Here is a 12,717-nt window from a genome sequence, read left to right on the forward strand (position 1 = left end):
TTAATAAAAATTGAGATGTGATTAATTTAATTTAAATTTTCGTTCTTCTTCAGTTAAAAAACCTAAAGAACCACTACTGTAAGTAGAACCAAAGGTTCTTACGCTAGAATAAAGTTGAGATAGTGCATCTATTATTTGATGTTCTGTTAGTTCTTTTAATGGATGAATAAAAGCTGACCATAAAATATTGTCTGAGATAGCATAACGAACATCTAATGTTGTGTGAAAATTAGCTTCCATACATTTTTTTAATTGCACACCTGTTAAGTCGCTTGCTTCAGAAATCGGAGCAATGATTCTCATTCTGTTATGAAGCTTATCGGTTAAACACATAAATGTAATTTCATTAATTTGAAAACTCCAATATCCTTTGTCTCCTTCTATTTGATCTGCATAATGTTTCAGAATGCTTAAGAGTTTTTCATTATTCATAACATTGTTAACTTTAGTTGCTATCATAATAAATTATGGTAGTAACGAAATTACTCGAAATAGAATTAAAAACAAAATAAGTGTTTCATATACAACCTATTTGTTTTTTTTCTATGTTTGTACGGTAATTAAAAAGTAAACATGAAAAACATTTGTACATATAAGCAGTGGACGTCGGTTGTAAGACCATCGTCATGTCGGGCTATTTATGTGTAAATGTTATATTAATATAAAAATATACAATTGCAAAAGTCCGGCTATTTAGCCGGACTTTTTATTTTTTATTACGTCAACTTAAAACAAACAATTATGAAAAAGTTATTTAGAAATTACTTAGCAACTTTCAAAGGACTCTCTAAAGAGGTTTGGTGGTTATCTTTAATTACGCTCATTAACAGAGCCGGAACAATGGTAATTCCATTTTTATCATTGTATCTAAAAGAAGGATTAGGTTTTACCTTTTCTGATGTGGGATTAATTATGGTTTTTTTCGGACTAGGTTCTGTGGCTGGATCAAAATTAGGGGGATATTTAACCGATAAAATCGGGTATTATAAAGTAATGCTCGTAAGCTTGTTTTTTACAGGGGTATTATTTGTTTTACTACAATATGTAACAACATTATTTGGCTTTTGTATTTCAATTTTTGTGTTAATGACAGTAGCAGATACATTTCGTCCAGCAATGTTCGTAGCTTTAAGTTCTTATAGCAAACCAGAAAATAAAACAAGGTCGGTAACATTAATCCGTTTAGCAATTAATTTAGGGTTTTCTGCTGGACCAGCGCTAGGTGGTTTAATTATTACAACATTAGGATACCAAGGATTATTTTGGGTAGATGGTGTTACTTGTGTTTTAGCAACAATTTTATTGGTAAATGTTTTGCACCCTAAAAAGGCAAGAGTATTGGATAAGATAGAGAATGAAAATCCCGTTTCTATATATACTGATAAATTATTTTGGGTGTTTTTTGTAGCTATGGCATTATTTGGAATTGTGTTTTTACAATATTTCTCTACAATTCCTTTATATTATAGAGATGTGCATCATTTGTCAGAATTAGAAATTGGTTTGTTGCTAGGAGCAAATGGATTTATTATTTTTTTATTAGAGATGCCCTTAGTTAAATGGTTAGAAGATTCTAAACAAACTAAAATTACTCTTATGTTAGTTGGTGGGGTTTTAGTCACTTTGAGTTTTATTGTGTTGAATATGACTAGCTGGGTTGGAATTTTACTTGTTGGAATGTTTTTTATGACAATTGGAGAAATGGTAATGTTCCCTTTTTCTAATGCTTACGCAATGGAAAGAGCAAAAAAAGGAAATCAAGGGCAATATATGTCTTGGTACAGCATTTCATTTTCTTTAGCTCATGTTTTTGGACATTTTTCAGGAATGCATTTAATTGATAAAATAGGTTTCGATAATACTTGGTATATCATATTTGGTTTGTCTTTACTAAGTGGAGTATTTTTATTAGTATTACATTATAAAACCAAACAAATAGATAAAATATAGAAGTTATTCTTTCATAACAAAGTTTTTTAAATATTAAATTAAATAGTTGATATAAATCTAAAGTGAAGATTTATTTTTAATGATAAGTATAGTATTTTTGAAAGTGAAAATTCAATATAAATATGAATATACAAGACGCTCAAAAACAAGTAGACGATTGGATTAAAAATCACGGAGTTCGTTATTTTAATGAATTAACGAATATGGCTCAGCTAACAGAAGAAGTAGGAGAGGTAGCTAGAATTATTGCTCGTAGATATGGAGAACAAAGTGAAAAGGAAAGCGATAAACAAAAAGATCTTGGTGAAGAGTTAGCAGATGTAGTTTTTGTAGTATTGTGTTTGGCGAATCAAACAGGTGTTAATTTACAAGAAGCATTTGATAAGAAATTAGATATAAAAACAAAACGAGATCACGATCGTCATCATAATAATGAAAAACTAAAATAATGGGAGTTGTAGATAAATTAAAGAATCCATTATTTTGGAAAAATGTAGTTAAAGTTGCTATTCCTTTTTTCATTTTTGTAATTATTTTTTCACTGCTTTTTTATAACGGGAAATTGGTTTTTTCAGGAGATTTCGATGCAGTATTGGAAAAAGAGTTTAAAAATGGAAAATGGATCAATTTTTTAGTACCAAGGCTTATTATAAGTTTTGGGTATGGTATGTATACTACGATGAAAAAAATGAAATAATTTTCAAAAAAAATAGTATTAATTTAAAGAAGCAGACTCTTTTAGGGTCTGCTTCTTTATTTTTTTTGATAAAATTTATGTTTTTTAAATTGAAATATATTTTGATTTTAACTTAATATTTTGATTTATATGTATGTTTAAGGTTAAAAATATGTGTAATAACTCATTAATAGTCTATTGTTTTGGTAGATTAATAATTATTCAATAAAAAAGGTATTTTAATGAGAATAATTTATTGTTTTTGTATTTTTAGTGCTTTAATTATTAAAAATTAAGAAAATAGTTAAAATATTTTCTTATTGAAGTTAATCGCTAAAAACCCTTTATTACAATGAAAAGTAACTTTAAACTTTTAATTGGAGGTTTGTCATTATCATTAATTGCTACTTTAGGTTATAAGAGATATGAATCTTATAAAGCTGAAGAAGAGATTGAGAATAAAAGACAAACTCATGCAAAATTCTTAAACAAAAGCCCATTTAATGAAAGATTACAATGGGATAAAAAAACAAGAAAATTAAATGGACTTCCACCTAATAAGTATTTCGAGCAAATGTGGGAGTTAACAATTAACCCAGCAACGGGAAGATTGGAAAATGAAAATGTAATTAAACTTCGTGAAGAATTAACGGCTCAACGTATAGCTCGTAGAGTGCCTGGGGATAATAATTCGCCTTGGGTAGAAAGAGGACCTAATAACGTTGGAGGTAGAACTAGAGCGATGTTATTCGATCCCAACGATGCAAATAACAGACGTGTTTATGCAGGAGGAGTTAGTGGTGGTTTATGGGTAAATAACGATATAACTAACGCAAATTCACAATGGCAACGAGTACAAAATGTTCCAGGAAATTTATCAGTAACTTCAATCACAGTTGATCCTAGAAATTCAAATAATTGGTATTTAGGTACAGGAGAACAATATACTGCTGGAGATGTTGTAGGTAATGGTGTATATAGAAGTACAGATGGTGGTACAACATGGGCTGCTGTTAATATTCCTGCTGCAGGAGCTGCTACATTCGATTTTAATGCAAATAATGTTTTTTTATCAGGAATCAACTATGTAAACGATATTTTAGCTTGGGATAATGGAAACTCTACAGAGTTATTTGTGGGAGTTGGAGCTAATGTGTATGCAGATGCTAGTTCTCCTACAAACTGGTTAGGGTTACAATCTGCCGGATTATATCGTTCTACAGATAATGGAAATACTTGGAATAGAGTAGAAAATGCAGGTATGAGTTTTGAGTTTAGCGGAGCTAATTATTATTTTATTCCTAACGATTTAGAAATTGGATCTGATAACAGGTTATGGATGGGAACAATTACTACTCCTGGTTTAGGACAAGGTGGAGGAAGGGTATTTAGTTCTACAAATGGTGCTACTTGGACAGAAGCTGCTGCTTCTCCTTTAGTAGAGTCTAATAGAGTAGAATTAGAGCCTTCAAGTTCAAATCCCAATCGATTATATGCTTTAGCACAAGGAACAACAAATGCAACACCAGTGCGTATTTTTGAAACTACAAACGGATTTAATACAGTGACAACTTTGAATCTTCCCAATGATGCTGATAGAGATATTCCTGCAAATGATTTTACAAGAGGACAAGCGTTCTATGATTTAGTTATTGAAACAGATCCTAATGATGATGATGTTCTTTATGTTGGAGGTATCGATTTGTTTAGAAGTAATAATGGTGGTGGAACTTGGACACAAATATCTCAATGGAGAAATTTAGGACTTAGAAATGCAAGCATAGTACATGCTGATCATCATGCAATTGTTTTTGCTGGTAATTCTTCAACTAGAATGTTATTTGGTAACGATGGAGGTGTGTATTTTTCAGATAATGGTGGAGGAACAATAAGTGTAAGAAACAGAGGGTATAATGTTACTCAGTTTGTAAAAGCAGGAATTGGCCCTGATGGTGCTGGAGATATTGATGGGATTTTTACGGCTGGGGCTCAAGATAACGGAACTCAGGTGTTTAGAAATGCTAATGCAGGAATAAATAGTTCTACTGAATTGAGCGATGGAGATGGATTCTACACGTTTGTTGATAAAGATGGTCAATTTATGATCTCGACATTTACAAATAACGTAATTTATCGTTTTGATTTGCCATGGAATGGTAGAAGTAGATTGCAAGGTGGTGCAACAACTTTATCAAATAGTCGTACTACAGGTGATTTTGTGAATCCTATGGATTATGATAGTGATGCTAATCGCTTATTATCGAATAACTCAACTCGAGCTACAAGTACTACACCTGCTGCTTTTTCAATTTTAAGTATTAATGTAGCTGCAAATTCTAGAGGAACATTAACAAATGATTTGTTAAATACATCTCCTACAGCATTTAGAGCTTCTCCTTTCACAAACAACAGATGGTTTGTTGGTTTAGCTAATGGTAGATTATTAAGACTTTCTGGAGTAAATAATAGTAATGCAACATTCACTCAAATAAATACACCTTTCGTAGGTTCTATTTCTTCTGTAAGATTTGGTGCTACCGAGAATGATATTTTTGTAACAATGCATAATTACGGAGTTGTGAGTGTTTGGGTTACTACAGATGGTGGAACAAATTGGATAAATAAAGAAGGAAATTTACCAAATATTCCTGTTAGAGATATCTTACAAAATCCATTAGATAGAGATGAAGCAATTTTAGCTACGCAGTTAGGAGTTTGGTCAACTTCAAATTTTAATGATGCTGCTCCAAATTGGACGCAAGCTTATAATGGAATGAGTGATGTTAGTGTTACTGCTTTTGATTACTGGAATATTAATGGAAACCATACAGAAAATAAAATTATTGCATCTACCTACGGTAGAGGAGTGTTTACAGGAGAGTTTACAGCAAATGTTGTAGCAGATACTCAAGCACCAAGTAGCCCAAATAATGTTACAGTTTCTAATATAACCTCTACTTCATTAACTTTAAGTTGGGGTGCTTCAACAGATAATGTCGGAGTAACTGGGTATGATGTGTATCAAGGATCAACCTTAATAGGAACTACAGCAACAACTTCTACAAATATTACAGGTTTAACTGCAAATACAGCTTACACATTTACAGTGATAGCAAAAGATGCAGCTAATAACGAATCTAACGCAAGTGCTGCTGTGAATGTAACTACGTCTGGAGGAGCTAGTTCATCATGTACTTCAACAGTTGCTTCTTTCCCATACAGTGAAAGTTTTGAAACGAATGATGGATGGACTCAAGTTACTGGTGATGATGGAAACTGGTTAAGAGATAGTGGAGGAACTCCTTCAAATGGAACTGGACCAAGTAATGGAGCTGATAGAAGTTTTTATTTATTCTTAGAAGCATCAACAAATAATAGTGTTGGACAAATAGGGAATAATGCTACAGCAATCTTACAAAGTCCTTGTTTTGATCTTTCTGGAGAATCTTCTGCAAGTTTTTCTTTCAGTAATCATATGTTTGGAACAAGTGTAGGTTCTTTAACTTTACAAGCGTCTACAGATGGGACTTCTTGGGTGAATTTATGGACAGATTCTGGTAACCAAGGAAACCAATGGAATGATGTATCTGTAGATTTAGCGGCTTACTTAGGAGGAACGGTTAGTTTACGTTTTGTAGGAGTTACAGGAACAAGCTGGTCTAGTGATATTGCAATTGATAATCTAGCTTTAACTACTGGAGGAGATTCAGGAACTCCAACAAATCCTGCTTGTGAGGCTTTAGATTTTAATAATTTTACAGTGTCTAGTTTTTCAAATCAGGATAATGCAGGGAATTTCTCTGTAAGTACTGATGGTTCTTCTATAACATTAACAAACAATACTTGGAAATCTATTCCTTTAGATTATACAGTAACAGCTAATACAGTAATAGAGTTCGAATTTAGCAGTACTTCTGAAGGTGAAATTCACGGAATTGGTTTTGAAACTGATAATAACCTATCGGCTAATAACTATTTCAAACTTCATGGAACCCAAAATTATGGTATTACTAATTTTGATAATTATGCTGGAGGAACTCGTACGTATGCAATTACTGTTGGAGCTTCTTACACAGGAGCTATGAATAGATTAGTTTTTATTAACGATAATGATGGAGGTTCAGGAAATACTTCTACGTTTACTAACGTAAGAATTTACGAAGGATCTTGTTCGTCTGCTGCTGCTGTGGTTTCAGCTCAAGATTTTGATGTAAGAAATGATCTTTTAGGAGATGAAGATGAAGATTTATTAGCTTCAGTTAAAATAGGACCAAATCCTGTTGTGAAAGGAAATGTTTTAAGAATAATTTCTTCTAAAGAGTTAACAAACACTTCTTACACAATCTTTAATACATTCGGACAAGCATTAAAAACCGGAAGATTAGAGAATTCAGAAATAGCTACGGATAATTTAGCTACAGGAGTTTATTTATTAAACTTAAGCAATGATTATTCGAAAATTACAAAGCAAATTATAGTTAAGTAATTATATAAATAATCCTTAAATAAAAAGGCTGTTTAAAATATTTTAAACAGCCTTTTTTATAGGTTAAAAGTTTTTTTTAATCTAATTGAATGAAATCAATTTGACTAGCTTTAACTTTTTGATTTAGATCTTTCACTTTGTTATTGAAAATATCGTATAACTTATTTAATTCTATGTCTATTTGCTTAGTGATTTCATTTTTAAATGCTACAGCTTGATCTGTGGGTTTATAATCACCAATACGAGATAAAGAATTTAAATGTCCTAATTTGTTGTTTAACTTAATAGGAAAGTTTAAAGGATCTTGATTACTCTTGCTTTTTGTTTGATATAAGTTGTTTTCAACAACAGTCATATCTTTTACCAATTGATTCGCAAAATCTAATAAGTCTTTATGTTTCTTTTTATCTTTAATAGATTTCTTTAAAGTATTTACTTGAGCTCTAATTTTCTTCACATTCTTTAATGCTTTATGAATTTCAGTCATTTTAGAATTGATACTATTAATAAAATCAAATTGCGCTTTTAAGTCAGCTGGAGTTGATTCAGAGTTTGGCTTATTTTTAATAGTAAAGTTTTCAGATTTAACTTTTCCATTTACCGTTAAATCAACTCTATATTCACCAGGTAAAGCCATTGGTCCACTTAAAGAAGCCCACCATAAAATCATGCCTTTCACTCGGTCTGCTCCAGTATACATCATATCCCAGTAAAATACATTATCACCTTGTTTTACTTTTAATTTTCCTTCTTTTTGTTTTTTGTCAGGATGGGTACTAAATACACGAATCAAATTTTTAGAACTATCATAAAACTTAAGAGAAACAGTATCTTTTTTGGTGTAATTTTTAACATAAAAGTTCACAGGAATACCTCCATGATAGTTAGTTCCATTTCTTCTAGATTTAGCTCCGTTTCCACCACCCATTCTATAACTTTCTTTTGGTTTATAAACAAAGAAATCTTGGTTTGTAAGTTTGCTGTTTAATTGATGTAGTGGGGTTAAATCATCAATAATCCATAAAGAACGACCTTGAGTAGCTGCAATTAAGTTATTTTCCTTAATAGCTAAATCTGTAATAGGAACTAAAGGTAAATTCAATTGGAATTTTTGCCAGTTTTTACCATCGTTAAAAGAAATATACATTCCTCTTTCTGTACCAGCATATAATAATCCTTTTCTTTTAGGATCAGCACGTAAAGCCCTTGTGAAATCCTCATTACCAATTCCAGAAGTTATTTTTCTCCAAGACTTTCCGTAGTCTTCCGTTTTATAAATATAAGGTTGATAATCTCCTGTTTTATATTTTGTTCCTACAATATATGCACCACCTTTTGTATAAGGATCAATTTCAATACAATTAATCATCATCCATTCTGGCATTTTTTTAGGAGTAATGTTTGTCCAATTTTTTCCGCCATCTTTAGTAATATGAACTAAACCATCATCTGAACCAGTATAAATAACTCCATCTTCACCAGGAACTTCAGCAACTGCGAAAATAGTTCCATAGTATTCAACACCAGTGTTGTCTTTAGTAATTGGTCCTCCTGAAGGTCCTAAAGTTTTAGGATCATTTCTTGTTAAATCTGGACTAATAATATCCCATGACTGCCCTTCATTCGTAGTTGCATGCAAATGATTTGAAGCAGCGTATAATTTCTTTTTGTTGTTAGGAGAAAATAATACAGGGAAATTCCATTGGAAACGATATTTGAAATCTTCTGCTCCATGTCCCATAGGATCATCTGGCCAAACATTAATTGCTCTAAATGCACCAGTTTTATGATCAACACGTGTTAATAATCCACCATAACTTCCACCATAAGCGATATCATTATTTAAAGGATCTACAGCGATGTGAGCACTTTCTCCACCTGCAGTAGATTCCCAATCTTGTGAAGTAATATATCTTCCTTCTGTTCTATGCGCAATTCTAATAGTAGAATTATCTTGTTGAGCTACATAAATTCTATATGGAAAATGATTGTCTGTAGTAACGCGATAAAATTGAGAAGTAGGCTGGTTTAAATAAGTAGACCAGTTTTCACCAGCGTCAAAAGATATTTGTCCTCCTCCGTCATCAGCAATAATCATACGCTGATTATCTTCCGGCGCAATCCATAAATCATGATGGTCTCCATGTGGAGCGTTGTATGTTTTGTAGGTTTTTCCACCATCAGTAGATTTATGATAACGTACATTCATAACATATACAATGTCTTCATCTTTTGTGTCTGCATAAATTCTTGTGTAATACCAAGCTCTTTGACGAAGTTTACGCTCGCTATTAATTAATCGCCAAGTTTTTCCACCATTTAAAGATTTGTACACACCACCTTTTTCATTTTCTATAAGTGCGTAAACAATTTCAGAGTTTACAGGAGAAACAGCTAAACCAGAAATTCCCCAAATACCTTTCGGTAATCCAGAGTTTTTAGAAATGTTTGTCCATGTTTCACCTTCATCGGTACTTTTCCAAATTCCAGAACCTTCACCGCCACTAGATAAACTATAAGGAGTTCTTCTTACATTCCAAGTAGAAGCATATAAAGTTCTAGGATTATTTGGATCGATAACTAAATCTACTGCTCCAGCATCTGCATTGCTGTATAAAACTTTTTTCCAAGTTTTTCCTCCATCGGTAGATTTGTAAACACCTCTTTCTGTGGTAGACTTATATAAATCTCCTAAAACGGCAGCATAAACAATATCTGGGTTTTTAGGATGAATACGCATTCTAGGAATATGTCTAGAATTTGGTAGTCCCATATGTTTCCATGTTTTACCAGCATCTTCAGATTTCCAAACACCGTCACCAGAAGAAACATTACCACGAACAGTTTTTTCTCCCATTCCAACATAAATAATGTTATTGTCCCATTCGCTAACAGCTATAGAACCTACAGAACCACCAAAAAATCCATCAGAAATATTCTGCCAAGTATTTCCAGCATCAATCGTTTTCCATATACCACCACCAGTAGTTCCCATGTAGAATAAATTCGGTTTTTTTGGAACTCCAGTTACAGCACAACTTCTCCCTCCACGGTGTGGACCAATGTTTCTCCAATCGATTGCGTTAAAATATTCTTCAGAAAATTGGCTATTGTTATTTTGAGCATTAACTTTGATACTCAAGAAAAGGAGCAGTATTACTCCTCCAAAAAGTAGTTTTTTCATTTGATTTAGTTGATTAAGAAGCTAAATATAAAATTTTGTTAATGGACTTATTGTTAAAGATTCCTAAAAATCAATTATTTAAAAATAGTATAGTGATCTCAGGTTCTAAAAGTGAATCGAATAGATTGTTAATTCTTCAGCAGTTATTCCCAGAATTGGTTATTGAAAACCTTTCTAGTTCGGATGACTCTGTACATATGCAAAATGCCTTAAATAGTAATGAAGAAGTTGCAGATATAGGACACGCAGGAACAACAATGCGATTTTTAACAGCACTTTTTGCCTCGCAAGAAGGAACTACAAAAGTTTTACAGGGATCTGAAAGAATGCATAACAGACCAATTAAAATTTTAGTAGATGCGTTACAAGATTTAGGAGCAGATATTACCTATTTAGAAAAAGAAGGATATCCTCCGCTAAAAATAAAAGGGAAAGCTTTTACAAAAGATCATGTTGCTATTGCAGGAAATGTGAGTAGTCAATATATTTCAGCTTTACTGTTAATTGCACCAAGTTTACCTAATGGATTAAAGTTAGAATTAACTGGAGAAATTACATCTATTCCTTATATCAAAATGACTTTAAGCTTATTGAATCAGCTTGGAATTGAAACAAAGTTTGAAGGAAATACAATAGAAGTTTTCAATAAAAAAAGTGTTTCCTCAAAAAATATTATTGTTGAGGCAGATTGGAGTTCGGCTTCGTATTACTATTCTTTGGTTGCTTTAAGTGAAGTAGGTACAGAAATTACGTTGTCTTCATACAAAAAAGAAAGTTTGCAAGGAGATAGTTGTTTGGCTTCAATTTATGAACATTTTGGAGTAACTACCGAATTCAATAATCATACAATTACGCTAAAGAAAGAAAGATTAGGAAGTAAAGATAAATTAGTATTAGATTTAGTAAAAGCACCAGATATTGCTCAAACTATTACTGTTACTTGTTTTGCTTTAAAAGTTCCTTGTGATTTAAAAGGATTGCACACCTTAAAAATAAAAGAAACAGATCGTTTAGAAGCGTTAAAAGAAGAAATTACTAAATTAGGAGGTGATATTTCTGTAACGAATGAAGAGTTATTTTTAAATACTTCAAATTCAATACAAGAAAATGTAACTATAAAGACGTATCACGATCATAGAATGGCAATGGCTTTTGCTCCATTAGCCTTAAAAGTTCCAATAAAAATAGCAGATGCTACCGTTGTAACAAAGTCATACCAAGATTTTTGGTCTGATTTTGAAAAGGTTGGAATTGAACAAGAAGTCTTAAAATAAAAGATGAAACGCTTGACAAGCCCTATGTTGAAATCGTATATTTGCCGCCATTAATAAATAACTATAATGAAATTATCTCAATTTAACTTTGATTTACCTAGTGAATTATTAGCAGAATATCCTTCTGAGCACAGAGACGAAGCTCGTTTGATGGTATTAAATCGTAAAGAGCAAACTATTGAACATAAGTTGTTTAAAGATTTAATTAATTACTTTGATGAAGGAGATGTAATGATGTTGAATAACACCAAAGTATTTCCTGCTCGTATGTACGGTAATAAAGAAAAAACTGGAGCAAGAATCGAGGTTTTTTTATTAAGAGAGTTAAATGCAGAGCATAGATTATGGGATGTTTTAGTTGATCCAGCTCGTAAAATTCGTATCGGAAATAAATTGTTTTTCGGTGATGATGAAAGTTTAGTAGCAGAGGTAATCGATAATACAACTTCTAGAGGTAGAACATTACGTTTCTTGTTTGATGGTTCTTACGATGAGTTTAGAAGAAAGCTTATCGAATTAGGTCAAACACCATTACCAAAATATATTAAGAGAGATGTAGAGCCAGAAGATGAAGAGCGTTATCAAACTATTTTCGCAAAGCATGAAGGAGCTGTAGCTGCACCAACTGCTGGACTTCATTTTTCTAAACACTTAATGAAGCGTTTAGAAATTAAAGGTGTTGATTTTGCAGAAATGACTTTACACGTTGGTTTAGGTACTTTTAATCCAGTAGAGGTAGAAGATCTGTCAAAGCATAAAATGGATTCTGAACAAATAATTATTCCACAGGAATCTTGTGATACTGTAAATAAAGCTTTAGATCAAAAAAGAAGAGTATGTGCTGTTGGTACAACCGTAATGAGAACAGTAGAATCTTCTGTTTCTGCTAGCAAAAGATTAAATGCTTATGAAGGGTGGACGAATAAATTTATTTTTCCTCCATATGATTTCAGTATAGCAAACTGTATGGTTACTAATTTTCATACACCAAAATCTACATTATTAATGATGATAGCTGCTTTTGCTGGGCATGATTTTGTAATGGAAGCATATCATGAAGCAATAAAAGAAAAATATAAATTTTACTCGTACGGAGATGCGATGTTAATTATATAAAAAGTAAAGAAAGTATTGTTCGTTCTTTTGT

8 protein-coding genes are annotated in these 12,717 nt (G+C 32.0%); 6 read left to right on the forward strand and 2 right to left on the reverse strand.

Translation table 11 applies throughout. The annotated features are described in order from the left end of the window. Positions 1 to 21: 21 nt before the first annotated feature. Positions 22 to 459 carry a type III secretion system chaperone family protein gene (locus AC2TEO_RS13545; RefSeq protein ID WP_442265343.1) on the reverse strand — a complete coding sequence of 146 codons (438 nt, stop codon included), beginning with the start codon at positions 457 to 459 and terminating at the stop codon, positions 22 to 24. Between the two features lie 282 nt (positions 460 to 741). Here AC2TEO_RS13545 and AC2TEO_RS13550 point away from each other — a divergent pair, with 282 nt between their 5' ends. From AC2TEO_RS13550 to AC2TEO_RS13565, 4 genes are all read left to right on the forward strand, one after another. After that, positions 742 to 1,950, forward strand: a complete 1,209-nt coding sequence (locus tag AC2TEO_RS13550) for an MDR family MFS transporter (protein ID WP_442265344.1) — start codon at positions 742 to 744, stop codon at positions 1,948 to 1,950. 122 nt (positions 1,951 to 2,072) lie between these two features. Continuing rightward, positions 2,073 to 2,399: a nucleotide pyrophosphohydrolase gene (locus AC2TEO_RS13555; RefSeq protein ID WP_299109156.1), complete on the forward strand. Its 327-nt coding sequence runs from the start codon at positions 2,073 to 2,075 to the stop codon at positions 2,397 to 2,399. Continuing rightward, entirely contained in the window at positions 2,399 to 2,647 is a 249-nt protein-coding gene (locus tag AC2TEO_RS13560; RefSeq protein WP_442265345.1) for a hypothetical protein, read from the forward strand. Before AC2TEO_RS13555 ends, AC2TEO_RS13560 begins: the two co-directional genes overlap by 1 nt. Positions 2,648 to 2,978: 331 nt before the next feature. After that, complete coding sequence (locus AC2TEO_RS13565; RefSeq protein WP_442265346.1) at positions 2,979 to 7,112, forward strand: fibronectin type III domain-containing protein; 4,134 nt, start codon at positions 2,979 to 2,981, stop codon at positions 7,110 to 7,112. 76 nt (positions 7,113 to 7,188) lie between these two features. On the opposite strand, the gene AC2TEO_RS13570 is transcribed toward AC2TEO_RS13565, so the two are convergent. Continuing rightward, positions 7,189 to 10,296 carry a VPS10 domain-containing protein gene (locus AC2TEO_RS13570; RefSeq protein WP_442265347.1) on the reverse strand — a complete coding sequence of 1,036 codons (3,108 nt, stop codon included), beginning with the start codon at positions 10,294 to 10,296 and terminating at the stop codon, positions 7,189 to 7,191. A 41-nt stretch (positions 10,297 to 10,337) separates the two neighbouring features. On the opposite strand from AC2TEO_RS13570, the gene AC2TEO_RS13575 reads away from it, so the two are divergent. Together AC2TEO_RS13575 and queA are read left to right on the forward strand one after the other, a co-directional pair. After that, on the forward strand, positions 10,338 to 11,570 hold the full coding sequence (locus AC2TEO_RS13575) for a 3-phosphoshikimate 1-carboxyvinyltransferase (RefSeq protein ID WP_442265348.1): 1,233 nt from the start codon (positions 10,338 to 10,340) through the stop codon (positions 11,568 to 11,570). 66 nt (positions 11,571 to 11,636) lie between these two features. Continuing rightward, positions 11,637 to 12,686 (forward strand): tRNA preQ1(34) S-adenosylmethionine ribosyltransferase-isomerase QueA, encoded by a 1,050-nt coding sequence (gene queA, locus AC2TEO_RS13580; RefSeq protein WP_442265349.1) that lies wholly within the window; start codon positions 11,637 to 11,639, stop codon positions 12,684 to 12,686. The last annotated feature ends 31 nt before the right edge of the window (positions 12,687 to 12,717 follow it).

This window comes from Tenacibaculum aquaeponti (assembly GCF_057221555.1).